Source organism: Terrimonas pollutisoli, assembly GCF_029360765.1.
GTDB lineage: Bacteria > Bacteroidota > Bacteroidia > Chitinophagales > Chitinophagaceae > Terrimonas_B > Terrimonas_B pollutisoli.
Genome location: NZ_JARKNA010000009.1, coordinates 68,096 through 93,643 on the forward strand (window position 1 = coordinate 68,096; position 25,548 = coordinate 93,643).

Genomic DNA, 25,548 nt, shown 5'->3' on the forward strand with positions numbered 1-25,548 from the left:
TTATTTCAACCTTTTCTGTTCACTGATATTAGAACCAGTAATCTTTAAATTAAAACTAAATTTGGCAATTGACTTAATCATTATGAAATCATACGAGGTTTTATTACATGAAAATAAATTATGGGCGGCAGGAAAACTTGCACAGGATCCGGGCTTTTTTGACCGGCTTGCTCATATTCAGACGCCAGAGTTTCTTTGGATAGGCTGTAGCGACAGCCGTGTTCCGGCCAATGAAATCACCGGCACCGATCCGGGTGAAATATTTGTTCATCGCAATATTGCCAACCTGGTCATTCATACCGATGTAAATCTTTTAAGTGTTTTGGAATATGCGGTAGTGCATCTTAAAGTAAAGCATGTGATCGTTTGTGGTCACTATGGCTGTGGTGGCATCAAAGCTGCTATGGACAATAAAGATTATAAACAGGTGCTGAACATGTGGCTCCGTACTATTAAAGATGTATACCGGCATAACCGGGAAGAACTGGACGCTATCAAAGATGATGAACAAAGGGCTGACCGGCTGACAGAATTGAACGTAATGGAGCAGACACAGCGCCTGGCAAAAACATCCATTATTCAAAAGGCATGGAAGAATGAACAACGCCCTGATCTGCATGGCTGGGTGTATGGATTAAAGGATGGGCTCATTAAACCGGTGCTTGAAATGAAAGCCGGGTCGCCGATTGATCCGCTGTATGAGTTTACCGATCTTTAAAATCTTAATAAATAAAAAAGCTGTCCTGTGACGGCTTTTTTTATCTTTAAAAATAACTGCCTTCTATGCGATTACTTGCTATGCTTATTGCGACTATATTAGTTGCAGGCTGTAACAATACCCCTTCGTCCAAAAAACAGGACGGAAAACTTGATGACTGGACAATCGGTCCTTTTGTAAAATCAACTGAAACAAACCCCATCCTGTTCCCCGACTCAGCTTCAGCATTTCGTTGTCCCATAAGGAACACAATAGTTAAGTGGGAGGAAAAAGATGTGTTCAATCCCGCTGCGGTTGTAAGGCATGATACAGTTTTTCTATTGTATCGGGCTGAAGACAAAATTGGAAAGTTTGCGGGCACTTCAAGAATAGGCCTGGCCTGGAGCCTTGATGGATTACATTTTACCAAACACCCTGTCCCGGTTTTTTTCCCCGATAATGATTCATTGAAAAAATGGGAATGGGAAGGTGGATGCGAAGATCCCCGCATTGTGGAAGATAAAAAGGGCATCTATTATTTAACCTATACCGCCTATGACGGAGATAAGGCCAGATTGCTGGTAGCCACTTCAACTGATTTATATCGCTGGGCAAAGCATGGTCATGTATTTCAAAAAGCTTTTAATGAAAAATATGTAAATGCATGGAGCAAGTCGGGTTCTATTATTTGTGAATACAAAAATGGAAAGGCTATAGCTACCAGGATTAATGGTAAGTATTGGATGTATTGGGGAGATACGGATATCTTCCTCGCCTCATCAGATGACCTTATCAACTGGACGCCTGTAGAAAGTAATGAAGGAAAACTTCTAAGTGTCTTTGGTCCAAGAAAGGGAATGTTTGACAGTGATTTGGTAGAACCAGGACCCGCCGCCATGCTAACCGATAACGGCGTATTACTTATTTATAACAGCCGGAATGTACCTGCAAAAGGTGACACATCTCTGGATGAAGGAACTTATACCGTAGCACAAATTTTATTAGATAAAAATGATCCGTCTAAAGTAATTCACCGGATGCAAACCTATTTTATGAAACCCGATAAACCCTATGAAATAAGCGGCCAGGTCAACCAGGTATGCTTTGCAGAAGGATTGGTGAATTATAAAAGCCAATGGTTTTTATACTATGGCACTGCTGATTCAAAAATTGCTGCTGCAGTAAAGTAAAAGCTGATGATCGGTCTAATTGCAAGAATGGAACGAAATGATCTAAATTCGCAAATCAACAAGTTGCAAAGCTGCCCATGTCAATTGAAGTAAGAAATCTTCTTAAAGTTTACGGCGAACAGAAGGCTGTCAATAATATTTCATTTAAAGTAAATAATGGTGAAATCGTTGGCTTCCTTGGCCCTAATGGTGCAGGCAAATCAACAACTATGAAGATCATCACCGGCTACCTGCAACAAACCGGTGGTGAAGCCTATGTATGCGGGATAAATGTTGCGGAAAATCCATTAGAAATAAAAAAGAAGATTGGTTATTTACCGGAGTTAAATGCTCTTTACTATGATATGTATGTGAAGGAGTATTTAGGCTTTATAGCAGCGCTGCACGGCGTGAAGGATAAACAAACTGCCATAGATGAGGCGATCAAAACAGTGGGTTTAACAGTTGAAAGAAAAAAGAAAATTGGCCAGCTTTCCAAGGGCTATAAACAAAGAGTAGGTTTGGCAGCGGCACTTATTCATCAACCCGAAGTATTGATACTGGACGAGCCCACCAGCGGCCTCGACCCTAACCAGATCATTGAAATACGGGAAGTGATCAAACAACAGGGCTTGAATAAAACGGTTTTATTCTCCTCGCATATCCTGCAGGAAGTGGAAGCCATTTGCGACCGGGTCATCATCATCAACCGGGGAGAATTGGTAGCTGACGATAAACTTAGCCATTTGCAGGCAGGAAATAAAGAAACTCACATTGTCGCCGTTCAATTCAAGGAGCCGGTCGACAAAGAACTACTTGCCCAATTAGCTGAGGTAAGCGGAGTAGAGCAAGTTCAGTCATCACACTACAAATTGCACACACAAAACCCTGAAGTGGTTCGCAAGCAGATACTTGAATTGGCACTTGCGAACAATCTCAACATCGTTTCCCTGCAAAGTGAAAATCAAAGCCTGGAAGAAATTTTCAGGTCGTTGACAAATGCCGGCAATTTGAGTTGACTTCGTATTCTTTTTTGCCTAAATTAGTTGTGGTATTAAGGCAACCACCATTTAAGGCACAACCACCATCACCAGGGTAGCATCCATCTTGATCTGCTTGCTGTTTTTTTTCTCGTGCAAAAAAGAAATTGAGCAGCCTTTGCAGCCTGACACTCAAACCAGGATGTCAGCAAATGCTTTTTCTTCCTTCGCTTTTTGTAATACCTGTCAGACACAAACTATTTATTACCGGGGCATTCGTGCCGACGATGCGAACGCCAGTCAGCCATTGGCTAATCCCGAAAGAGGACTGAGACTGGAACATATGATGCAGGCCAGCACCCTCATAAATCCATACAATGGCCTTTATCACAGAAACAATATGTCCGTTATCCTTGAAACCCATGAAAAGACCTACAATGAAAAAACAAAGCTCACCCAACTTTATTTTTATCTCACGGATTATCTAGGCAAAAAGATTCCTGACAACGCACTCAATAATATGCAGTCAATTTTTGACCAGCTAAAAAAATCAGGGTATAAGGTCATTCTTATTTTTGCCTACCGCTATAATGATAATATCAAATATGAAACCTACAGTGACATTCAAACACATCTTATCCAGTTAAAAAAGTTTCTGCAAAAAAATGAACCGATGATCTTTGCTTTCCAGGCGGGCTTTTTAGGATTGTGGGGTGAGTGGCATCATTCAGGGCTTGACAAAGAAGAGTTGAATAAAAAACTGGTAATACGTGACATGATGTCCGCTTTTCCCAAGACCAGGAAAATACAAGTGCGGGAAACAATCTACAAAACAAATGCTGCCGGCTACATCCGTTTAAGCAATAGCAGCCCTGTCATTTATTACCCGCTAACCCCCGAGGAATACAATCGTATCGGTTTTCAAAACGCCTATTTCGTATTGGACCAGGGGCCATATGCCCGGTGGGATTATCGCTATGGCGATGACGACTATAAGTTGGTAGAAAAAGAAGCCATTTCTTCCATTGTAGATGGCGAAATGCCATACGATGGAAATGACCCGCTTGCATTTAACATGATTGCATTGGGCAACAGCGGTGGACTACAGGCGATCAAACGAATGCAAACACATGCCCACAGCAGCTTCAGTGTAGTCCATAATTATGCAACGAATATCGCTGCCTGGAAAAATCGGTTTTATTCCATACGTGAATTCAGGCAGCAAAGGATTACCGTATCGGATGACTATTTTTTAAATCAACAAGGACAAGAGGTAAACAGAAGTGCATATGATTATATCAGGGATCATCTCGGTTATCGGTTCCAGGCTACAGAGGCTGCGATGCCTTCTTTTGTCAACTGGGGAGATTCCGCCAATTTCTCCATACAGTTAAAAAACTTTGGCTTCGCCCCGCTTATTAACAGCCGTCCTGTTTATTTTGTATTGGTGGATGAACAAGATAATATCAAGGAAGTTTTAACCAAAGCGGACCCAACAACATGGATGCCGGCACATGTCTCCGGGAATAATAACCACACGATCAACCAGGCAATTTATTTCGACAGTTCATTTAACCCGGGCAAATACCGGGTTGGAATCTGGATGCCTGATAGCTCACCTGAATTAAAATATGATGCCAGATATGCCATCTACCTGGCAAATGGGAATATCGAATGGTGGCAGGACGCCGGAAATAAATATCTCATCAATATCATTGGAAGTTTCCAGGTCAATTAACTTTTAGCTGATAACTGTTAGTACAAAAAACTCCGGCATTCTCACAATACTAAAGTTGATTACATTTGCAACCGCTTGCCAACGTCATTTATTTATCGTATTAAAAAACCAATCAAAGCTATGAGTTACATTTCCGAGATTTTTGCCAGGCAAATTTTAGATTCCAGGGGTAACCCCACCGTGGAAGTAGATGTTATCACCGATGAAGGCGCCGTTGGCCGTGCGGCTGTACCAAGTGGTGCAAGTACAGGTATCCATGAAGCAGTGGAATTGAGAGATGATGACAAGAAAAAATACCTCGGCAAAGGCGTTTTGAAAGCCGTAAAGAATGTAAACACCGTGATTGCCCCGGCATTGCTGGGTTATGATGTGGCTGATCAAACGGGCATCGATGAAATAATGATAGAGTTGGATGGAACAGACAATAAAGGAAAACTTGGCGCAAATGCATTATTGGCAGTAAGTATGGCGGTTGCCAAAGCGGCGGCTGAAGAAGCTTCTTTACCACTATATCGTTATATCGGTGGTACCAATGCCAAAACGCTTCCCATCCCCATGATGAACATCCTGAATGGCGGCGCTCATGCGGATAACAAAATAGATTTCCAGGAATTCATGATTATGCCGATTGGGGCTCCCAGCTTTAGCGAAGGTCTTCGCTGGGGAGTTGAAATTTTCCATGCCCTTAAATCAGTGTTGAAGAAAAAAGGCTTTAGTACCAATGTTGGCGACGAAGGTGGTTTTGCACCCAATATTCAAAGCAATGAAGAAGCTATCGACACCGTAATGCAGGCTATCCAGGCTTCCGGTTATAAAGCAGGTTCACAGATCGTGGTTGCAATGGATGCTGCAAACAGTGAACTGTGGGATGCCAAAAAGAAAAAATATGTTTTCCATAAAAGCGATGGCAAACAGCTGAGCAGTGACCAGTTGGTGAAATTCTGGGAAGGTTGGGTGAAACAATACCCTATTGTATCCATTGAAGATGGAATGGCCGAAGACGATTGGAATGGCTGGGCTGCTCTGACACAAGCGGTAGGCAGTAAATGCCAGCTGGTAGGTGATGATCTTTTTGTAACCAATGTTACCCGCCTGCAGACGGGTATTGACAAGAGCATTGCCAATGGCTTGCTGGTGAAAGTAAACCAGATTGGCACTATCACTGAAACTATCAATGCCGTGACATTAGCGCAACATAACGGATACAATACCATCATGAGCCATAGAAGTGGTGAAACAGAAGATACTACTATCGCTGATTTGGCTGTTGCATTGAATTGCGGCCAAATCAAAACAGGTTCTGCTTCCCGGACTGACCGGATCGCCAAATACAACCAGCTGATCCGTATCGAAGAACAATTAGGCAGCAGTGCATTTTATCCAAAGGGAAAGATAAAGTTTGGAAAATAGATGACAGGGGGCAGATGACAGATGACAGTTTCACCTAACTTTGGTTTAGACCTGTCAACTGTCATCTGTTTACCAACAACTGACATATGAAACTACTAACCCATATTCCCGCCTGGCTCAAAAACAAATACATTATCGCCTTGGGTGTATTTGCCGCTATCATGCTTTTTTTTGATAAAAACGATGTTTTCACTCAATCCGCCCGGAACAGGCAGTTGAAAGACCTGCAGGAAAGCAAGCAATATTACACTGACCGTATCGCTACCGAACGTAAAGAGTTAGAGCAACTTAAGTCAAATCCCGGCACCCTGGAAAAATATGCGAGGGAAAAATACCTTATGAAACGGGATAATGAAGACCTGTTTATCATTCCTGATGCACCTGCCGGGGATAATAAGTAGTTTTAAGGCAATAACGCCGTTAATTCTTCGTTATTAAAACTGGACAATTTTTCTGGATCTCACATTTAAGGACATTAATGGTTTGCGAATGACAAAATTTACCCCGGAGGATCTTTTAATGTATTTATACAAAGAAAGCACTCCCCAACAGACTGCAGCCATTGCGCATGCACTCAGGTTGGACTGGACACTACGGGAAAAATTCAATGTATTAAAAACCTCCATGCTAAGGCTTGACCAAATCCAACAATCCCCACGCACCGAAGTGATTTTAAACATCCTGAACTACGCCCGTGAGAAATCAAAGGAAATGGTGTAAACCTTTCCGGTTCTGATTTAAAAATTTAGCATCTGCCAATTGGTGGATGCTTTTTTTATCTATGAGCTCAAAGGAGTGAAAGAGGTGAAAGAGGAGTGCCTGCAGGGATGGAGCTCTTCACGTTTGGGGAGACAGCTTATTTCAAGGTTTATCTCGTTAAGCTCTTTTTCCCTTTTACCTCTTAGCTTAGCTTTGCTTCCCATGACAAGAAAACAGCGTTACGATTTCTTAATCGATTACTTTGAGAAAAACGTTCCTGAGGCTGAAACAGAGCTGATCTATGACAATCCCTACCAGTTGCTGGTGGCTGTTATTCTTTCTGCGCAATGCACCGACAAAAGAGTGAATCTGACCACTCCTGCTATTTTTGAAAAATATCCGGATGTTAAGACATTAAGCCAAACAAACTTTGATGAACTTTTTCCTTTGATCAAAAGCATCTCCTATCCCAACAACAAAACCAAACACCTGATTGGGATGGCGAAGATGGTAGAGGAAAAATATGCGGGAAAGATTCCGATGACTGTCGATGAACTGGTGCAATTACCGGGGGTTGGGAGAAAGACAGCTAATGTAATCACATCGGTAGTGGATCAGCAACCCAATATGGCCGTGGATACACATGTAAACAGGGTAAGCAAACGGATAGGATTGGTACCACAAACGGCTACCACTCCCTTAGCAGTAGAAAAAGAATTGGTGAAAAATATTCCCGAAGAGTTAATACATAAAGCTCATCATTGGCTCATCCTCCATGGACGTTATATCTGCATTGCCCGAAATCCGAAATGCAGGGAATGTGGCTTGCAGCAGGCTTGTAATTATTTTCAGCGGGAAGTGAATTTGTAATCCTATTTAGTTCGATAAAATTTATAATTAGCCGCTAGCCTAACTTAATTTATCCCAGCTAATAACCGCAAGCCAAATCTTTTCACTTTCTGAAAACCCTCCAACCAAACCTTAACGTCAGCTTTCATTTCTATTTTCTGTCTTATGAGTTCATTTGATTTATTAAATTGTATGTTCTCAACTGGCTATGGCAAAAAAATTTAGCTCTGCTAAAAATCATTTCGGCAAATGCGCAATCAATTCTACTTCCAGTTTGGCATCAGCCATAAATAACCGGCTGATCTGCACCCAGGTGGCGGCAGGAAAATCACCTTTATAAAAAACCTTTCGGGCATCATTGTATTTCTTCATCGCTTCAATATCGGTGGTGTATAAGTTTTCCTTCACCACGTTTTGAAATGTAGCGCCAAATTGTTGCAATGATCTTTCCAGCGCTTTGTACACATTGGTGATGCCTTCCGGCGTGATATCCCTCGACACTGTTCCGGAGATATACAAGACATTATCCACTTTCACTACCTGTGCGTAGCCTGCCGATGTATCCTGGTCATTCCGCCAATGCCATTTTTGTTTCTGAATGGTTTGCGCACCTGATTGAGTTGCCAAAAAGATCACCATAAACAGGCAAGTTATCTTATACATAGAATAGCTTTTCCTTGAAATTAATTCTTTACTCCGTACTGCAATAAAAAATCCATCCGCCTGCGGCGGACGGATGAACATAAACCACGAAACCCCAAAACTCTTTTATCTTAAATGCCAGGAAATGGCTGCCTGTATACCGCTTCCCTTTTCCAAAAAGTCATAACTTTTTTTCATCTGCTTATAGTTGTAACTGTACGCAACCGATACGCCCCAGCTCTTGCTCAACTGTTTTGCATATTTCAACGAAGCGGTCACTGCCCGCAGGTTATGCCATGAAGTAAAAGAAATGTTGCTATAACTATCGTATAAAATACCATTTATACTTTCCTTGTATACGTTATTTCGAACCGGTCTTGAGGCAAACCCGATAACCGGCAGGAACAGTTCCAGGTAAAGGCTATTATTTTTCCATGTATAAGTCGTGGTATTGTAGAGAGACAATGACGTTGAAGCGGCCCAACTATATCTTGCTGTTTCTCTTGTATTTGTTTTCAAAAAAACAGGATTGGTACCAACTGAATAGCCCACATAACTATTGAAAAAACTTTTTTTGTTTTTGACGATGGAAAAAGCGTCCGAATAACTAATCTCAAATTCAGAAAGGCCGATTCCCCGGGATGTACCCTTATTCCAATTAACATTGATTGCTTTTTTTCTGTATGGAGAAAGGACCTGGAAACGATATCCTATTCCTGCAACCTTTAGTTTCCTTTCATACACGCCAAGGTAATCATCGCCGACAAGCAGAGAAGAGATACCTGTTGTAAAAGAATGGCTTCTCATTGCGTCTTTTTCCTGTGCAAGTGTTTCCTGTACGATAGCCATGGTCATCAGCAAGCCTAACCATTTTATTTTTTGACAACTCAACATCAGCGGTGGTTTTAAAATAGCTCAATCATATTTTCTTCCCTTACTCGCCAGGAAATCCCTGTAGGAAAAACTAAACGTTAGCTGCACATAATTTTCCTTGATAAGTTTTTGTTGTGTCGTACCCCGCCTGCCAGCTTCCAATGCAAGCGTATATAAAAGACCATTGCCGATAATACCGCCCATGCCTGCTGTAACGCCAAATTCTTGAACCGGTTGATTTCTTACCTGCAAATAGGAACTGTTGTAAAAACCACCTAACTGGAAAAATCTTTTTTCCATTAGCATATTCTTTACCCTCGCTTGCCGCGAAAATTCAACACCAGCGGAAAGCCGGTTATTACTGATCATTTGCCAGCCCTGTTCCCTGATCTTTAAGGATGACCAGTCTTCATAGACATAGTCAGCCGCAAACGTTGTTTTTTGATTATGCATTATCGCCAAACCTACTCCGTATGTTTCGGGCAGGCTAAACTTGCTATATTTCAATGACTCATTTTCCAGTAGAGTTGTATTATCCTGTGTAACCGTCAGGTAACGTTCTGAAGTCATTTTAGTTTTGGGAATATACTTTCCACCAACAGAAAGCTCAAGCTTTTTAGTAATCGGGGCAGAGTAAATAGTACCAAACTGGAATCGCGGTTTCCCATAATAGTCCTGCACTTTTGTAGAAATAGCGGAGCTTAGGTTCTCATCCGCCACTGTTTCTGTTTGATTAATAGCGCCGGCGATAATAGAAGATTTTATTCCGAATGACCAATGTTTGCCCAGTGATACAGCATTAGTCCAGTAGTATTCATTTAAGCCGCCATCACCTTCCCAGGAAGCTGGATATTTGGCAGTAGAACCTTCTACTGTTTGCGTTCCATAGAGTTTATAATTGACGTTACTGTATTGCCCAAAGCCGACACTACTCGCCCAATAATTATTCAGCTTTATACCCAATGACAATCGCTTTATCCAAAAATCCTTGTTGTTACTATTTGTCGCATCGATGGGATCGCCTTTGTACATAATGGATTTACCCGTCACGGACGCATCCACGATATAAAAGCTACGGGTAAGACCGGCAATAGCAGCAGGATTGTTATCAATCATAAAATAAGAAGATCGCAGAGCCAAACCGGCACTCCCCATACCACTGGTACGATTGTAAGCCTTTGTGTCAATATCGCCAATCCCATAGATTGAATAAGGACTATTCATATTCTGCGAAAATGATTTTTCCGATATAATTATAACAAGGCAGAAAAGAAAAGAAAAACATGTTGTAGCGTGGCGCATGATTTACTGATTGATGATCATAAATGATAATAACAACTGCGATTGTTGACTCGCCTTTGAAAAATTGTTAACTATCAGCCTGTCTACATTCACTAAGGAAGTGGCTGAATTGTTTATTACAAAAACACCCCTGTTGCTGCTGCCGGTTGTATACAGCAATTCATTGATATAACTGGTTACATTAAAACGGTAGTAATTGTTTTCTCCATAGATATCATCTGTAACAGGATTGGCATACTGAATTGAATAACCAGTCGAATCCATGATAGTGTTCCCGGCGCTATTAGTAGCATCCGTTTGCGCCAGGTAAAGTTGTGAAGGCAACTTGTATTTATTCTTATCAAATGAAAGATAGGTTGGCCGTATCAGTAATTCCGCTTTCAGCAGCTTTACAATGTTTTCATTGTTCAGTACAGAGCTCAAGGTTGGAAAAGTCATCTTTAACAACAAACCGGTTCCGGGTTGAGCAAAAGAAAGTCCATTTGTTTTATCAGAAGCAATTTCAGTTGTCCCAGTTGTACCGGATACAAGACCGGTGCCCTGGCGGGTAGCAAGAATTTGATTAAACGCATAATCATTTGCCAGTGATGTAAAATCGGTGTACTGATTCTCGGGATAAGGGATTGTGTTATGATAATGAACCCGCATCACCACGCTGCCTGCCGACCCGGCCAAACCATATACGGCACTGGTGTCATTATTATCTATTGCTATCGAAATGCCGCGGAAATAATTCAGGAAATCATTTTCGGTGGTAATATCAGCAGCCGATTGCCGCAGTTTTGAAAACAATTCCAAGCCCTTGTTATCATCCAGGCGAATGACAATCGAATCAAACGCATTGGGGCTGATCTTTAATGTTCTTGATCCAAGGAGTGATGGCTTTACGGCAACATCACTGGTATTATAGAGCTTATTATTGTAACTATAACTTATGGCATTCGCCAATTCATTAACATGTATTGTTTGAGTCTTGCTGGTATCACCATAGTAATAATGATTAAGCCTGACTATAAGGCTGAGCGAATCAAACTTTGCAGTAGCAGGTATTTCAGGTAGGGACGAAGGAATAGTCATTTGAAAAAAAGAACGTGCATTAACAGCACCCAGGTAAGGATCTTTATAGCGGCCCATCAGAAAAACAGAATCACCACTGGTCGCAAATGAGTCCGTGAGAACAGTTGAGATATTGACATTGATCGTATCGGTAAAAACAAGACTGGTGTAATTATTCTCCGGAATAGTCCCAAAAGCAATATCCTTTCTTTCGCAGGCATACAAAAAAAGAATAAGCATTGCGGGTAGTGTGATTTTAAATCTCTTTATCAAATCATGCATAATAAATTTATTTAGTGCAATTGGCTGCAATTTATTCAGCCACTCTGCGCATGATTTGTTATACTATATCAATGATCACTTTAAATCTGCCAATCCGATGACTTCACCGACAAGTCTAAAACGTTTCCCTTAGAAGGCCTGGAAATAAACAGGTATGGTCAAAATCTTCATAATAGTTTGCAAGTCCGGATTCATCTATATGTTTGGTCTGTTCATCTATTTTAAGATAGTGTTGCATTCATCCGCCAATACTTTTATGAAAATTTTTTTATGACTAAAACAAAGGCATATTGGATCGGGGGACTGCTTATTTTATCATCTGCCATTATTTCGCAGAGTTGTAGTAAATCAACAGATGAAGACGAAGAACTGGTAGGCAACTGGAAACGTTACGATGATTTTGAAGGCAATGCACGCAGCGAGGCAGTAAGTTTTACTATCGGCGACAATGCATATGTCAGTACCGGCTCAACAAATACGGATCGTTTTAAAGACCTGTGGGAATACAACCTTTCACGCCGCTATTGGATACAGAAAGCTGACCTGCCCGGCGCAGCAAGAAATTCGGCTGTTGCTTTCACTGTCGGGACCAAGGCTTATGTAGGTACCGGTTATGATGGGGTAACCAAACTGAATGATTTTTGGGAATATGACCCGGCCACTAATCAATGGACACAGAAAGCAAACTTTGCAGGCAATGGCCGGTATGATGCAGTAGGCTTTGCTATTGGTGCTAAGGGATACATCGCCTGCGGCTATGACGGCAACTACCTGAAAGATATGTGGGAGTATGATCCTGCGTCTGATCAATGGACACAAAAAGCAAGCGTGGGCGGATCAAAACGTTCGGCGGCTATAGCTTTTGTCGCAAATGATAAAGGATATATCTGCGCCGGCAATAATAATGGCGAAATATTAAAAGATCTATGGATGTATGATCCGGCAGCAAATGAGTGGACAGAAAAAAAGAAGATCTATAACTACTCGGATGAAACCTATGATGATGATTACGGCACAATAGCCCGTCAAAATGGAGTTGCTTTTGCTATGGGTAATTACATATATATCACGTCCGGGGAAAATAGCTCTATCACTTCGTATACCTGGCAGTATGATCCGGCCAATGACAGCTGGTCAGAAAAAACACAATTTGAAGGAACAGGAAGAACAGGTGCGGTAGCTTTTATGTTAAGTAACAGAGGGTTTGTATTGACAGGCCGAAGCGGATCATTGATGATGGACAATATGTATGAGCTCTTACCTAATGATGAACAGGTTGATAATGACTAACAGGCACAATACTCTTATCATAGGTATATCAATGTTGCTTGCTGTAATCATTTTTGTAGTCACAATCAACCAATCGACCAACAAAAAGAAAAACCATATCAGCGCAACCGTGTTTGAAGGTACCCATGGCTGGGGATATGATATCCTGGTGAATGACGAACTGTTTATTCACCAGGAGCTGATCCCCGCTTTACAGGGTCAGACAGGGTTTCAAACCAAAATACAGGCAGAACAGACCGCCCGGCTAATAATTAACAAAATGAAAGGAGGTCAACTTCCCACAGTTACTACATTTGAGCTTGAGCCGATACTTTCTTTAAACAAGACGCAGCATGATCAGCCGGGAACAGCCAAATAACTTTCTGCATACGCTTTTTGGATTTCAAAAAACAAAAAACAAAGCGCATATTTTACTGACCGTTTTGATTCATGCCGCTGGCTGGTGCCTGCTGTTCTTACTACCGGTTTTATTATACCCTGTTCGTATCAACAATGGTTTTATCACCCGGGAATTGATTGATAAAGCCGTACTGGTTATCTTATTTTATTTGAACTACTATTGGCTTATTCCCCGTTTTTTTGAGAAGAAAAAATATGCTATCTATTTTTCTTTGATCTTCCTTGCTTTCATGCTATATTTTTCATTGCATGTTAACCTGCGGTTATTTTACTTCCGTGGCGAAGGAAGACCTTTTATGCAAATGGTGCGAGCCGGTGCAATAAATGCTGAAAAAGGAGGTTCAGCATTCGTTGTAAATAACAGCGTTCAAGGCTTGGGTGTGCATGTAATAAGAGATTCAGCAGGTTTTGTCACTTCCTTTGAAGGACCAGCGTCTTCCACGGATTCACTCATCCGAACAGATGGACGACCGCCTTTTCCTGAACCATTTTTATTTGGTATACCGAGAGGCGCCTGGTTAATGACGTTAAACAATGCTATCAGTTCGTTCACCCTGCTATTACTGATCGGCGGTTTCATCCGGCTCAGCTATTCTTTTATCCGTAATCAAAATGAAAAGAAGGCTTTGGAAAACGCCAACCTGAATGCGGAAGTAAATTTTCTAAAGTCGCAGATCAACCCGCATTTTTTATTTAATACCCTAAACAGTATTTATTCGCAGGCTCATTCACGATCGGTCAATACGGAACATTCTATTTTAAAATTATCGGAGCTTCTTCGCTATGTATTATACGATTCCGGTGATAACCAGGTAGAACTATCCAAAGACATTCAATATATCAATAACTATATCGACCTGCAGCGTCTTCGCCTTTCCCAAAAGATAAAGATCAATTATTCCGTTACCGGCAATATGCAGGGAAAAAAGATAGCCCCACTTTTACTGATCACGTTTATCGAAAATGCGTTTAAACATGGCATCAGTTATTCGCTTGCATCCTGTATCGACATCAGCATCGTGATTTTTGAAAAAACATTAACGTTATCAGTAGTCAATCCCATTTTGGAAAAAGATAGCTTTGAAACCGGTGGCCTTGGCTTAAAGAATGTAAGGAGAAGACTTGAACTACTATATCCCGGTCACCAGCTCGATATTTTTTGTAACGAAAGCCTGCACATCGTTAATCTAAAAATTGATTTAACCAATGCTTAACTGCCTGATCATTGATGATGAACCACTGGCCCTGCAATTGCTGGAAGACTTTGTCAATAAAACACCTTACCTGAAACTGGCAGGCAAATTTGAAGAACCCTTGCAAGCTCTATCCGTGTTAGAATCCCAAAAAATTGATTTGCTTTTTCTGGATATCAAGATGCCGGATATATCGGGCATAGACTTCTACCGGTCATTGGTGAATAAACCTGAAGTGATCTTTACAACGGCTTACAGTGAATATGCCATTGACGGCTTTGAGTTGAAAGCAATGGATTACCTGGTAAAACCTATTTCGTTTGAAAAATTTATTACTGCCTGCAACAGGGTAAAAGAGTTCATCGAAATAAAAAATCAAAAAGATAAAGCCAAAGAGTTTTTCTTTATCAATGTATCACATAAGTTACACAAGATCTTTTACGATGATATTTTATACCTCGAAGGATATAAGGATTATACCAAAGTGCACCTGATCAGTTCAAATAATCCTTTGCTCATCTTACACAACCTGAAATATTTTGAAGACCTGCTGGATAAAAAACAATTTATCCGCATTCATCGTTCGTATATGGTATCACTGCGAAAAATAAATACAGCATCCAGGAAATCGGTGACGATTAACAATAACTCGTTGCCGGTTAGTGATAACTACAGGGATAGCTTTTTTTCGTTGATTGAGCAGCATTAAAAAATCCACCAGTATATACTGATGGATTTCGAAAATTTCATTCCAATTTATTTTTATAAATACTTCTTTATCTCTTCCACCAACTCCGTCTTCGTGATCGGCACACCCATGATCTTGTGATATCCTTTGGCATCTACAAAATAAACGTCGCGGATAATTTTGATCAGTTGTCCGTTGTTGATCTCGGGAACCAGGATAGTATCGAAGTTGTGTAAGATTTCACCCAGGTTTTTTGGAAAAGGTCTTAAGTACCTGAGATGCGCATGGCTTACAGCATGACCCTTTGATTGCAATTCAGCGACAGCCGATTTAATAGCACCAAATGTAGAACCCCATCCCAAAACCAGCACTTTCCCTTTATCAGCGCCGCTATCTATTTTTTGTTCGGGAATATATTCCGCGATCTTATCAACTTTCTCCTGTCTTATTTTCACCATCAGCTGGTGATTCTCGGGATCATAGCTGATGTTACCGGTGATGTTTTGTTTTTCCAAACCACCAATCCGGTGTTCTAAACCCGGTGTTCCGGGCACAGCCCATGGACGGGCCAGCTTTTCATCCCGCAAATAGGGTTGCAGCTTTTCCTCGCCGTGTCCTAATTCCGTTTTGAATTTGACATGAATGGGAGGCAATTGATCCGTAGTTGGAAATTTCCACGGCTCGGCACCGTTGGCAATATAACCATCACTTAAAAAGATAACAGGGGTCATGTGTTGTACAGAAATGCGAACTGCCTCATATACGGCATCAAAACAATCTGCAGGAGTAGCCGAAGCGATAACCGGCATCGGGCATTCTCCATTTCTTCCATAGTAAGCCTGCAGCAGATCACTCTGCTCAGTTTTAGTGGGCAAACCGGTGGATGGCCCGCCGCGTTGCACATCCACGATCAGCAGGGGAATTTCAAGCATTACGGCTAGTCCCATTGCTTCCGCTTTCAATGCCATACCAGGACCGGAAGTAGTAGTTACTCCTAACGCCCCCCCGTAAGCTGCGCCGATAGCGCTGGTAATCGCCGCAATTTCATCCTCTGCCTGGAAAGTACGTACGCCGAAATTCTTATGTCTTGCCAGCTCATGTAATATATCTGAGGCCGGGGTAATGGGATAAGAGCCCAAAAACATCGGTAATCCACTTACCTGTGAAGCGGCAATAAGACCGTAAGCCAGCGCCTGGTTACCCATGATGGATCGATAGGAACCAGGTTCCATCTTAGCTTTCTCAACTTTATAAGTGGTAGTAAATGTTTCGGTGGTATCGCCGAAATTATAGCCAGCCTGCAACACCCGGAGGTTACTCTCCAGGATATCCGCCTTTTTACCAAACTTCTCTTTCAGGAAGCTGGTGGTATTGTCCATATCCCGGTCATACATCCAGTAAAGAAATCCGAGTACGAACATATTTTTGGCCCGGTCCTTTTCCTTCATACCCATGGTAAAATCCTTCAGCGCTTCACGGGTCATTTTGGTGACATCCATTTTGATCACTTCGTAGCTATCAAGGCTGCCGTTTTCCAGCGGGTTTTCACCCTCGGGATAATTAGCGAGGCGGAGATTTTTTGAATCAAAGCCGTCGGTATTGACAATAATCTTTCCCCCCTTTTTCAAAGCCGTAAGATTTGCTTTTAGAGCAGCCGCATTCATAGCCACCAGCACATCACAAGCATCGCCGGGAGTAAAGACCCTGTCACTGGAAAACCGAAGCTGGTAACCACTCACGCCGGGCAAAGTGCCCTGCGGTGCCCTGATCTCGGCCGGGAAATCCGGGAAGGTAGACAAATCAATACCTAACAGGGCCGTATTATTAGTGAATTGAGTACCTGTTAATTGCATCCCATCGCCACTATCACCGGCAAACTTTATAACTACATCCTGTAATACTTCTTGTTTGCGAATCATTGTAAAAAATTGTTTTGCAAAATTAGGGTAGTTTATGCTTGTTTAACCACCTAAATTGGTAGACTTTAAAATTGATAAATGGTGCGGTTTGAAAGCCCAATTGCACTATTTTGCTAATTCTCTTAATCAAAAACTAATTAACAACGCATGAAATGAGTCCCCACGTTTACAGTCGGGACGAATCGCATCTGGCTAATTTAAAAACAAAAAATCTACAGATGAAACAAAAACTATTACTGCTACAGGCATTGGCACTATTTACAACAGTTGTGGTAAATGCCCAGGCAAAACTGGTGGAAAAGGTCACCCGCAAAGGAGATGAGCTGGTAATTCCCTATGAGAAATATGTTTTGCCAAACGGTCTTACTCTTATCATTCACGAAGACCATAGCGACCCGGTGGCTCATGTTGACGTGACGTACCATGTTGGTTCTGCCCGTGAAGAGATAGGAAAATCCGGCTTTGCACACTTTTTTGAGCACATGATGTTCCAGGGCAGTGACCACGTTGGCGATGATCAGCATTTCAAAATCGTGACTGAATCGGGAGGAAGTTTAAATGGCTCTACGAATACGGACCGTACTAACTATTTTCAAACGGTTCCCTCCAACCAACTGGAAAAAATGTTGTGGCTGGAGGCCGATCGTATGGGCTTTTTGCTGGATGCGGTAACGCAAAAAAAATTTGAGAACCAGCGGGAAACTGTAAAAAATGAAAGAGGTGAAAGGGTTGACAATGTTCCTTACGGTTTGCTTTTTGAAGAAATATCAAAAAACCTTTACCCCTACGGACATCCTTACTCCTGGCTAACCATTGGCTATGTAGAGGACCTGAACCGGGTGAATGTAGATGATCTGAAAAATTTCTTTTTACGCTGGTATGGCCCCAACAATGCAACTATTACCGTCGGTGGCGACGTAACCTCAGAGCAGGTAATAAAACTGGTTGAAAAATATTTCGGGCCCATTCCTGCCGGGCCAAAGGTGGAGAAAATGCCGGCCATGGTTCCTACGCTGGACAAACATCGCTTTGTTTCTTACGTAGACAATTATGCCCGCCTGCCGATGCTGGTGAAGGCTTATCCAACCGTGCCTGAATATCATCCTGACCGTGCAGCACTAGCTTGCCTTGCCCAAATATTGGGGCAGGGAAATAACTCGTTTATGTACCAGCAGCTGACAAAAAAACAACAGGCGCTACAGGCCGGATGTTTTAGCGTATTGTTCGAGCTGTCGGGCTTTTTTGCTTTCCAGGTAATTCCTTATCCCGGTAAACCGCTTTCAAACATGTATTACCAATTGGATAATGCACTGGATAGTTTTGAAGCTAGAGGCGTAACCGATGATGATATTGCAAAATTTAAAGGTGGTTATGAATCGCAATTAATAAATGGATTGCAAAGTGTAGCTGGTAAGGTATCGCAGTTGGCCGCCTTTCAAACTTATACCGGCAATCCAAATATGATCGGCGAACAATTGAAAACATACCTCGCTGTTACCAAAGAGGATGTAATGCGTGTTTATAACAAATACATCAAACACAAACATCCGGTAGTGGTAAGCATATTACCAAAAAGCCAAGAAAAAATGATCGTGGGTGAAAACAATTTTAAAATTGATAACAGTAATTATACCGCTCCTGATTATGGCTATGCAGGATTAAAATATGTAAAAGCCAAAGATAATTTTGACCGAGCCGTGATGCCACCCAATGGCCCTAACCCGGTTGTAAAAGTGCCCGCATTCTGGAGAAAGGATTGGGAAAATGGAATCAAGTTCATTGGATCTGAAAATTCAGAGTTACCAACCGTTACCTTATCAGTTAAAATACCAGGAGGACATTTGCTGAATGCCAATGATCTTTCAAAAGCAGGACAGGCATCATTCTTCACTGATATGATGAATGATGATACCAAAAATTATACGGCTGAAGAAATGAGCAAGGAACTCCAAAAGTTGGGTAGCTCGATCAATGTATTTAGCGGTAACGATGATATTACCTTCCAGGTACAGTCGCAAAAGAAAAACCTGGATGCAACATTGAAACTGTTGGAAGAAAGAATATTTAATCCAAAGTTCACCCAATCAGCTTTTGACCGGATTAAAAAACAAAACCTGGAAAGTTTCAAACAGCAGAAAACGCAACCCGCCGCAGTGGCAGACAATGTTTTTGCAAAATTGAATTATGGCGCCAACCATATCCTGGGTATTTCAGGTGATGGCGATGAAGAAACTGTGAAATCCTTTACCATTGCCGATATTCAGTCTTATTACGACAACTATATGACATCGCAGGATGCAGAAGTGGTGATCGTTGGCGACATCAAAGAGGATGAAATTTTGCCTAAACTTTCATTCCTGAATAATCTACCCAATAAGAAAGTGGCCATCCCAACGATTGCAGCAGCTCCTGTTGTTGAAAAAACAAAGATCTTTTTGGTGGATGTGCCGAAATCGGCACAGACTGAATTTCGTGTTGGTTATGTTACAGGTCTTAAATACGATGCCACTGGTGAATATTACAAGTCTGGTTTAATGAATTATGCTTTGGGTGGAGCTTTCAATAGTCGTTTAAATATGAACCTGCGTGAAGACAAAGGCTGGACCTATGGAGCCAGAAGCAGTTTTAACGGCGGCAAACAAACCGGCGACTATGGATTCAGTTCAGGCATCAGGGGCAATGCTACTGATAGCGCCGCTATTGAAATTATCCGGGAACTGAAGGATTATGCGGAAAAAGGAATCACTGAACAGGAATTAAGTTTTATGAAAAGTGCTATCGGCCAGCGGGATGCGTTGCGCTATGAAACCGGATTCCAAAAAGCAGGTTTTATCGGTAATATCTTAGACAATAACCTGCCAGCTGATTATGTAGATCAGCAAAATAATATTGTAAAAACTATAACCAAAGCGGAAATTGATGCATTGGCAAAAAAATGGATCAATACCGATAAAATGAATATCCTGGTAGTGGGTGATAAAGCTAAAATAGTACCCGGCTTACAAAAACTCGGCTATGAGATTATCGAGTTAGATGCAGACGGAAAACCAGCAGAAAAGAAAGCATTCTAGTGATAAGTTTTGCTTTGATTGAAAAACGCCACTCTTTCCCGGGTGGCGTTTCTTTTTATTGTTGTAAATTTATTCGATGGACAAAGTGGTAATCAAAAAAAAATTAAAGGATAAAAATTCCAACCTGGAATATTGGTTATCAAAACCAGTGAATGAAAGATTAGCAGCTATCGAAATCCTTCGTCAGCAATATATCAAATTCAAATACAAAAATGTTCAGCCCGGACTTCAGAGAGTTTGTCGAATTATTAAACAAAAATGAGGTTTTGTATATGATCGTAGGTGGTTATGCCGTCGGCTTTCATGGGCACCCCCGTTATACTGGTGATCTTGATATTTGGCTGCTACCAGAGAAAGAAAATGCATCCAGAATTGTACAGGCCATAAACACATTTGGTTTCGGTGCGCTCGGTATTAGTGAAAAAGATCTCTGCACTGAAGGGATTATTATCCAATTAGGCTATCCGCCATTACGCATTGATCTGCTTACTTCGATTGACGGTGTGACTTTTAACGAATGCTATCCCAATCGAAAAACAACAGAGATCGACGGCCTGCTTATTAACTTTATTAGTTACGAAGATTTAATCAAAAATAAAAAAGCAAGCGGCCGTTACCAGGATTTGGGAGATATTGAAAATCTGCAAAAAGAATAATCCAACCGGTTTTTGTTTAGGAGCCAACACCATAAGGTATTAGCTCCCTGGTTATTTTTCTATTCTCGGCCATCCAGTATATTACCCAATCCTCCCAATATACTACCTTCTTCTTTACGGTTATAGGTACCATAAGCCATGATGCGGCTTGCCAATCGGCTAATCGGCAATGATTGTATCCATACTTTTCCGGGGCCTGTTAACCTGGCGAAAAATAATCCTTCGCCACCAAACACCAGGTTTTTTACACCCCGCACAAATTCAATATCAAAGTCAATTCCGGGTGTATACGCCACTACACAACCTGTATCTACTTTTAAAACTTCACCATGTTTCAATTCCTTTTCGATCACATATCCACCCGCATGCATAAATGCGAAGCCATCACCTTCCAGTTTTTCCATGATAAAACCTTCACCACCGAATATGCCGGTACCCAACCTGCGTTGAAAATGGATGCCCACACTAACACCTTTGGCTGCGCAGAGAAAAGCATCTTTTTGAGCAATGATCGTTCCACCTAGTTCTTGCAGGTCCATGGCAATGATCTTCCCGGTATAAGGAGCGCCAAAGCTTACTTTTCTTTTTCCCTGGCCGATATTGGTGAATGCAGTCATGAATAAACTTTCACCGGTGAGTATCCGTTTGCCGGCACTCATCAGTTTACCAAAAAAACCGGTAGGTTGTTGAGCTGATCCGTCACCAAAAATGGTTTGCATCTGAATACCCTCCTCCATCATCATCATAGCGCCACTTTCCGCTATGGCTGTTTCATTAGGATCCAATTCAATTTCTACAAATTGTAATTCTTCACCATGAATTTTGTAGTCGATCTCATGGTTTATCCGTGTTCTGCCGTTCATAATAAAAATAATTTTCGCCAAAGTTAATGAAGCAATATCCGTACAAGTATTACCAATTATATAAAAACGGTAAACGAACCCTTTGGACCGGTAGGTAAAAAAGCTGCGAGCCATGAGCTTTGAGCTGCGAGCCAGGAAAGCTAACGGTCATAAGTTTTTCCTTATCTTCCTGTAATAAAACCAATTTATGGCCGAACAAACCAACCAATTCAAGCCGTTTGTATCACCTGAAACGCAAATGGCCGAACTAACGATTAAGTCAATCCTGACGGGTGCAGCTTTTGGAATTATTTTCGGTGCGTCAACAGTATATCTCGCATTAAAAGCGGGTTTGACAGTTTCCGCTTCCATACCTATCGCTGTATTGGCTATAACCTTGGGAAGAAGATTTTTAAAAACCACTATTCTCGAAAACAACATCATCCAAACAACAGGATCTGCCGGTGAAAGTATTGCTGCCGGTGTTGTATTCACCTTACCCGGCTTTTTATTTTTAAGTGAACCGGGAAGCGCCAGCTTCTTTAATTATTTCACCATACTCATACTTGCCATCTTTGGAGGTATACTCGGTACATTAATGATGATACCGCTTCGACGTTCATTGATCGTAAAGGAGCATGGAACTCTGCCTTACCCGGAAGGAACAGCCTGCGCCTCTGTATTAAAAGCCGGTGAAAAGGGAGGCGAGTTCGCCAAAACAGCTTTTATGGGTCTGGGATTTGCTTTTGTATATGCGGTATTGCAAAAGATATTTCATGTAATAGCTGAGGTTCCCGCATTTTTTACCAAACAAACCAATAAAGTATTTCCATCTGCAAGAGTAAGTGGTGAGATCACTCCTGAATATATGGGTGTGGGTTATATAATCGGGCCAAAGATCGCAGGAGTATTAGTGGCTGGCGGTGTATTAAGCTGGTTTGTATTTACACCGTTATTGGCAAGCCTGTTAAATGATAATGGAAGTATCATAGCTGCTCAATTAGCAAAACTGGGTTATCTGAAAGATGTTAATACAGCCGGCGGGCCCGGAGGATGGGATCCTGCCACACAAAGTTTTGGTGATTGGTCACAGGCAATATATCGTGCTTACATAAGACAGATTGGCGCCGGCGCTGTAGCAGCAGGCGGTTTCATCACCCTGGTCAAAACAATTCCTACCATTATATCCTCTTTTAAAGGCAGTATTGGTTCATTAAAGAGTGACGCGGCCGGAGTAACCGCTGAAGCGAACGTTCCAAGAACAGAAAGAGATCTTTCGATAAAAGTAGTGGGGATAGGCAGCCTTATTTTATTACTCGTTATTGCACTATTGCCAAACACACTTATTCCCGGCACAAACATCGGCAGCAAATTATTATTGGGCTTATTGGTCATCATCTTTGGAGCTTTCTTTGTTACCGTTGCCTCCCGTATAGTAGGTTTGATCGGTTCATCTAACAGTCCAATTAGTGGTATGACCATTGCCACCTTGATGGGAACCTGTCTCATCTTTATCATGGTAAAATGGACGGGTCATATTTATGAACCGATGGCACTAGTGGTAGGTAGTATGATCTGTATTGCGGCTGCGAATGCAGGCGCTACATCACAGGATTTAAAAACCGGGTATCTTGTTGGCGCCACACCCAAATACCAGCAGATCTCTTTGTTTGTTGGTGCTATTGTTTCATCACTGGCTATTGGCGCTACTATTAAAATATTGGATCAGCCCACTGCTGAAATGGCGGCACAAGGAATTCAGCATGCAATAGGCACGGATAAATTTCCCGCACCGCAGGGCACGTTAATGGCTACACTGATCAAAGGCATTTTATCTTTCAATCTTGACTGGCAATTTGTATTGGTGGGTGTATTTATTGCAATTGTAGTAGAACTTTGTGGTATCAAAGCATTGAGTTTTGCCATTGGAATCTATCTTCCTTTATCTACTACATTGCCCATCTTTATCGGCGGCGCTATCCGTGGCATTATTGAATGGAGAAATAAAAAGAGAAATATTCATGTTGCACCCGAAGAAGAAGACCTTGGTAAAGGAAATCTATTTGCAACGGGACTCGTCGCCGGCGGCGCATTAGCAGGTGTTCTCGTTGCATTTCTTTTTGCAAGCGATAAAGTAAGTGCAGGACTGGCCAAACTGAGTGCTGAGCATGGATTACAATCTGCTTTGGGAGGTGAAGGTTACAAGTGGCTGGGCGTTGCTTTCTTTGCTTTAATGGGTATAGCATTGTACCGGATTGCGATTGGGAAAAATAAATCGATCTAACGATCTATCCAATAGATATGTAAAAGTCCTGCAGGAAGCAGGACTTTTTGTTGACGGGTACGGATTAAAATAATGCACTAAACCAACTGGTATCAATAGTACTTTATTTCAACAGCTATTTTTTGCTGTTAACAAATCATTTTAAATAAAGCCCAGGTGCTCATATTGCTGCCCGAGTATTTTTTTATCGTCTGCACTTAACCATTTATTCAGCACGGTAGCATACACATTTTTAAAATCAATTTTATATTTCAGATCACCATCCTGCAAATCACTGAGATCAGGCATGCCGTTGATCAAGCCTTTTTGCTTTAATCCGCCGCTAACCAAAAACATGTTATTGGCAGTGCCATGGTCAGTTCCGCCACTTGCATTTTGCGAAACTCTTCTTCCAAATTCTGAAAAGCTAAACAGCAATACATCGTTGAAACGATTATTTGCTTTCAGATCTTTTACAAATGCTTTTACAGCCTCATTCATTTCTGTAAATAAACGCTGCTGCTGCGCTCCCTGGTTAATATGTGTATCAAAACTACCCAGCGAAACATAATATACCTTAGTATTAATGTCAGAGAAAATGAGCGATGCAATTGTTTTAAGACTATTACCTAATTGAGTCTTTGGATAATCTGCCGCAGTTGGATGCAATCTGCTTTGTTTAAAAATATAATCAGCAGATGAAAGTGTTTGCGCCATTGTCTTGTACAGATAGTCTACTGACTGTTCACCTGATTCCTGCTGGCGGCTCCGGCTCACATCACGGAAAAATTTTTCATTGGCTGTTCCGTATAAGCGTTTGGGATCTTTTACCGCTATACCGTTCATTGTATTGCCCTTCATCGAAAGGCTCAACACATCATCGATTTCTATAGCCTGTGTGGGCTTATCGCAGCCATTGCATTGTGCATCAAGATAACGACCGATCCAACCCGAGTTCCAATACTCTGTACTTTGGCTGGCAGTTTGCCAAATATCCATACTCCTGAAATGCGAACGATCAGGATTAGGATAACCTACGCTGTTGATGATGCCCAGGCTTCCGTCATCGTATAAGTCTTTGAATGCATTCAAGGCGGGATGTATCCCCACCTCATCAGTAATAGACAACGCTTTTTGTTTATTAATACCCAAGCCCGGTCTTGCCTTATAATACAAATCATTTCGAACCGGTATCACCGTATTCAAACCATCATTGCCGCCGCTTAATTGCAACACTACTATTACTTTGTTGCCCGCTGGTACTATGGCCGGTCCTTCAAATGCTTTCAAAAATTTTGGAAGCATCAGTGAGGCTGTTGCCAGTGAACCGATTTGGATAAATTCTTTTCGTTTGATTTGCATAAAAAAACCCTCCAAACCTCCCTAAAAGGAGGCCTCCACTCACAGCCCTGAGAGCAGTAAGCGAACTTTTCATTTAAACATTTACCAAGAACTGAATTCAATCACCCATTTTTCTACATGATCCCTGTAATAGATAAAATATCTTCAACCTAAGTTCCCCCTTTAGGG

General features: G+C 41.6%; 22 protein-coding genes. 15 read left to right on the top strand and 7 right to left on the bottom strand.

What is annotated here, in order from left to right; all coding sequences use genetic code 11:
- The first annotated feature begins 82 nt into the window (after nt 1-82).
- From P2W73_RS15440 to nth, 8 genes are all read left to right on the top strand, one after another.
- Nucleotides 83-718 carry a carbonic anhydrase gene (locus P2W73_RS15440; RefSeq protein ID WP_276502970.1) on the top strand — a complete coding sequence of 212 codons (636 nt, stop codon included), beginning with the start codon at nt 83-85 and terminating at the stop codon, nt 716-718.
- Between the two features lie 65 nt (nt 719-783).
- A complete protein-coding gene (locus P2W73_RS15445) occupies nt 784-1,887 on the top strand; it encodes a glycoside hydrolase family 130 protein (protein ID WP_276502971.1) in 1,104 nt (367 codons plus the stop codon).
- Between the two features lie 77 nt (nt 1,888-1,964).
- Nucleotides 1,965-2,885, top strand: coding sequence for a gliding motility-associated ABC transporter ATP-binding subunit GldA (gldA, locus tag P2W73_RS15450; protein WP_276502972.1), 921 nt, complete (start codon nt 1,965-1,967; stop codon nt 2,883-2,885).
- A 163-nt stretch (nt 2,886-3,048) separates the two neighbouring features.
- A complete protein-coding gene (locus P2W73_RS15455) occupies nt 3,049-4,584 on the top strand; it encodes a DUF4874 domain-containing protein (protein WP_276502973.1) in 1,536 nt (511 codons plus the stop codon).
- Nucleotides 4,585-4,704: 120 nt separating this feature from the next.
- Nucleotides 4,705-5,994 carry a phosphopyruvate hydratase gene (gene eno, locus P2W73_RS15460; RefSeq protein WP_276502974.1) on the top strand — a complete coding sequence of 430 codons (1,290 nt, stop codon included), beginning with the start codon at nt 4,705-4,707 and terminating at the stop codon, nt 5,992-5,994.
- A gap of 86 nt (nt 5,995-6,080) precedes the next feature.
- On the top strand, nt 6,081-6,395 hold the full coding sequence (locus P2W73_RS15465; protein ID WP_276502975.1) for an FtsB family cell division protein: 315 nt from the start codon (nt 6,081-6,083) through the stop codon (nt 6,393-6,395).
- An 88-nt stretch (nt 6,396-6,483) separates the two neighbouring features.
- On the top strand, nt 6,484-6,714 hold the full coding sequence (locus tag P2W73_RS15470; RefSeq protein ID WP_276502976.1) for a hypothetical protein: 231 nt from the start codon (nt 6,484-6,486) through the stop codon (nt 6,712-6,714).
- A 42-nt stretch (nt 6,715-6,756) separates the two neighbouring features.
- Nucleotides 6,757-7,563 (top strand): endonuclease III, encoded by an 807-nt coding sequence (nth, locus tag P2W73_RS15475; protein ID WP_276503073.1) that lies wholly within the window; start codon nt 6,757-6,759, stop codon nt 7,561-7,563.
- 216 nt (nt 7,564-7,779) lie between these two features.
- Here nth and P2W73_RS15480 read toward each other — a convergent pair whose 3' ends face one another.
- The 4 genes from P2W73_RS15480 to P2W73_RS15495 all read right to left on the bottom strand — a co-directional run bounded on the left by P2W73_RS15480 (nt 7,780) and on the right by P2W73_RS15495 (nt 11,655).
- Nucleotides 7,780-8,205 carry a RidA family protein gene (locus P2W73_RS15480; protein ID WP_276502977.1) on the bottom strand — a complete coding sequence of 142 codons (426 nt, stop codon included), beginning with the start codon at nt 8,203-8,205 and terminating at the stop codon, nt 7,780-7,782.
- 105 nt (nt 8,206-8,310) lie between these two features.
- Complete coding sequence (locus tag P2W73_RS15485) at nt 8,311-9,078, bottom strand: hypothetical protein (RefSeq protein ID WP_276502978.1); 768 nt, start codon at nt 9,076-9,078, stop codon at nt 8,311-8,313.
- A 21-nt stretch (nt 9,079-9,099) separates the two neighbouring features.
- Complete coding sequence (gene bamG / locus P2W73_RS15490; RefSeq protein WP_500691738.1) at nt 9,100-10,359, bottom strand: BamG family beta-barrel-assembly machinery protein; 1,260 nt, start codon at nt 10,357-10,359, stop codon at nt 9,100-9,102.
- A gap of 3 nt (nt 10,360-10,362) precedes the next feature.
- The gene (locus tag P2W73_RS15495; RefSeq protein ID WP_276502980.1) at nt 10,363-11,655 is read right to left on the bottom strand and encodes a DUF4270 family protein; all 1,293 of its coding nucleotides are present in this window, start codon (nt 11,653-11,655) and stop codon (nt 10,363-10,365) included.
- A gap of 312 nt (nt 11,656-11,967) precedes the next feature.
- Here P2W73_RS15495 and P2W73_RS15500 point away from each other — a divergent pair, with 312 nt between their 5' ends.
- The 4 genes from P2W73_RS15500 to P2W73_RS15515 are packed head-to-tail and all read left to right on the top strand — an operon-like array spanning nt 11,968 to nt 15,288.
- The gene (locus tag P2W73_RS15500) at nt 11,968-12,987 is read left to right on the top strand and encodes a Kelch repeat-containing protein (RefSeq protein ID WP_276502981.1); all 1,020 of its coding nucleotides are present in this window, start codon (nt 11,968-11,970) and stop codon (nt 12,985-12,987) included.
- Between the two features lie 31 nt (nt 12,988-13,018).
- The gene (locus tag P2W73_RS15505) at nt 13,019-13,345 is read left to right on the top strand and encodes a DUF4907 domain-containing protein (protein ID WP_276502982.1); all 327 of its coding nucleotides are present in this window, start codon (nt 13,019-13,021) and stop codon (nt 13,343-13,345) included.
- Nucleotides 13,320-14,600: a sensor histidine kinase gene (locus P2W73_RS15510; protein WP_276502983.1), complete on the top strand. Its 1,281-nt coding sequence runs from the start codon at nt 13,320-13,322 to the stop codon at nt 14,598-14,600. The genes P2W73_RS15505 and P2W73_RS15510 overlap by 26 nt, the downstream gene beginning before the upstream one ends.
- Nucleotides 14,593-15,288, top strand: coding sequence for a LytR/AlgR family response regulator transcription factor (locus P2W73_RS15515; protein WP_276502984.1), 696 nt, complete (start codon nt 14,593-14,595; stop codon nt 15,286-15,288). The genes P2W73_RS15510 and P2W73_RS15515 overlap by 8 nt, the downstream gene beginning before the upstream one ends.
- A gap of 53 nt (nt 15,289-15,341) precedes the next feature.
- On the opposite strand, the gene P2W73_RS15520 is transcribed toward P2W73_RS15515, so the two are convergent.
- Nucleotides 15,342-17,186 (bottom strand): 2-oxoacid:acceptor oxidoreductase subunit alpha, encoded by a 1,845-nt coding sequence (locus tag P2W73_RS15520; protein ID WP_276502985.1) that lies wholly within the window; start codon nt 17,184-17,186, stop codon nt 15,342-15,344.
- 218 nt (nt 17,187-17,404) lie between these two features.
- Between P2W73_RS15520 and P2W73_RS15525 the strand changes: the two genes are divergently transcribed.
- Nucleotides 17,405-20,257, top strand: a complete 2,853-nt coding sequence (locus P2W73_RS15525; RefSeq protein ID WP_276502986.1) for a M16 family metallopeptidase — start codon at nt 17,405-17,407, stop codon at nt 20,255-20,257.
- A 212-nt stretch (nt 20,258-20,469) separates the two neighbouring features.
- Entirely contained in the window at nt 20,470-20,913 is a 444-nt protein-coding gene (locus P2W73_RS15530; protein WP_276502987.1) for a nucleotidyltransferase, read from the top strand.
- 59 nt (nt 20,914-20,972) lie between these two features.
- On the opposite strand, the gene P2W73_RS15535 is transcribed toward P2W73_RS15530, so the two are convergent.
- Nucleotides 20,973-21,776, bottom strand: coding sequence for a TIGR00266 family protein (locus P2W73_RS15535; RefSeq protein WP_276502988.1), 804 nt, complete (start codon nt 21,774-21,776; stop codon nt 20,973-20,975).
- A 187-nt stretch (nt 21,777-21,963) separates the two neighbouring features.
- On the opposite strand from P2W73_RS15535, the gene P2W73_RS15540 reads away from it, so the two are divergent.
- The gene (locus P2W73_RS15540; protein WP_276502989.1) at nt 21,964-24,039 is read left to right on the top strand and encodes an OPT family oligopeptide transporter; all 2,076 of its coding nucleotides are present in this window, start codon (nt 21,964-21,966) and stop codon (nt 24,037-24,039) included.
- Nucleotides 24,040-24,180: 141 nt separating this feature from the next.
- Here P2W73_RS15540 and P2W73_RS15545 read toward each other — a convergent pair whose 3' ends face one another.
- Nucleotides 24,181-25,323, bottom strand: a complete 1,143-nt coding sequence (locus P2W73_RS15545; protein ID WP_276502990.1) for a DUF1501 domain-containing protein — start codon at nt 25,321-25,323, stop codon at nt 24,181-24,183.
- Nucleotides 25,324-25,548 lie beyond the last annotated feature (225 nt).

Excerpts from the sequence above, each read along its gene's own strand:
- P2W73_RS15440 (WP_276502970.1), top strand. The coding sequence starts at position 83 with ATGAAATCATACGAGGTTTTATTACATGAAAATAAATTATGGGCGGCA.
- P2W73_RS15445 (WP_276502971.1), top strand. The coding sequence starts at position 784 with ATGCGATTACTTGCTATGCTTATTGCGACTATATTAGTTGCAGGCTGT.
- gldA (WP_276502972.1), top strand. The coding sequence starts at position 1,965 with ATGTCAATTGAAGTAAGAAATCTTCTTAAAGTTTACGGCGAACAGAAG.
- P2W73_RS15455 (WP_276502973.1), top strand. The coding sequence starts at position 3,049 with ATGTCAGCAAATGCTTTTTCTTCCTTCGCTTTTTGTAATACCTGTCAG.
- eno (WP_276502974.1), top strand. The coding sequence starts at position 4,705 with ATGAGTTACATTTCCGAGATTTTTGCCAGGCAAATTTTAGATTCCAGG.
- P2W73_RS15465 (WP_276502975.1), top strand. The coding sequence starts at position 6,081 with ATGAAACTACTAACCCATATTCCCGCCTGGCTCAAAAACAAATACATT.
- P2W73_RS15470 (WP_276502976.1), top strand. The coding sequence starts at position 6,484 with ATGACAAAATTTACCCCGGAGGATCTTTTAATGTATTTATACAAAGAA.
- P2W73_RS15480 (WP_276502977.1), bottom strand. The coding sequence starts at position 8,205 with ATGTATAAGATAACTTGCCTGTTTATGGTGATCTTTTTGGCAACTCAA.
- P2W73_RS15485 (WP_276502978.1), bottom strand. The coding sequence starts at position 9,078 with ATGTTGAGTTGTCAAAAAATAAAATGGTTAGGCTTGCTGATGACCATG.
- bamG (WP_500691738.1), bottom strand. The coding sequence starts at position 10,359 with ATGCGCCACGCTACAACATGTTTTTCTTTTCTTTTCTGCCTTGTTATA.
- P2W73_RS15495 (WP_276502980.1), bottom strand. The coding sequence starts at position 11,655 with ATGCTTATTCTTTTTTTGTATGCCTGCGAAAGAAAGGATATTGCTTTT.
- P2W73_RS15500 (WP_276502981.1), top strand. The coding sequence starts at position 11,968 with ATGACTAAAACAAAGGCATATTGGATCGGGGGACTGCTTATTTTATCA.
- P2W73_RS15505 (WP_276502982.1), top strand. The coding sequence starts at position 13,019 with ATGTTGCTTGCTGTAATCATTTTTGTAGTCACAATCAACCAATCGACC.
- P2W73_RS15510 (WP_276502983.1), top strand. The coding sequence starts at position 13,320 with ATGATCAGCCGGGAACAGCCAAATAACTTTCTGCATACGCTTTTTGGA.
- P2W73_RS15515 (WP_276502984.1), top strand. The coding sequence starts at position 14,593 with ATGCTTAACTGCCTGATCATTGATGATGAACCACTGGCCCTGCAATTG.
- P2W73_RS15520 (WP_276502985.1), bottom strand. The coding sequence starts at position 17,186 with ATGATTCGCAAACAAGAAGTATTACAGGATGTAGTTATAAAGTTTGCC.
- P2W73_RS15525 (WP_276502986.1), top strand. The coding sequence starts at position 17,405 with ATGAAACAAAAACTATTACTGCTACAGGCATTGGCACTATTTACAACA.
- P2W73_RS15530 (WP_276502987.1), top strand. The coding sequence starts at position 20,470 with ATGTTCAGCCCGGACTTCAGAGAGTTTGTCGAATTATTAAACAAAAAT.
- P2W73_RS15535 (WP_276502988.1), bottom strand. The coding sequence starts at position 21,776 with ATGAACGGCAGAACACGGATAAACCATGAGATCGACTACAAAATTCAT.
- P2W73_RS15540 (WP_276502989.1), top strand. The coding sequence starts at position 21,964 with ATGGCCGAACAAACCAACCAATTCAAGCCGTTTGTATCACCTGAAACG.
- P2W73_RS15545 (WP_276502990.1), bottom strand. The coding sequence starts at position 25,323 with ATGCTTCCAAAATTTTTGAAAGCATTTGAAGGACCGGCCATAGTACCA.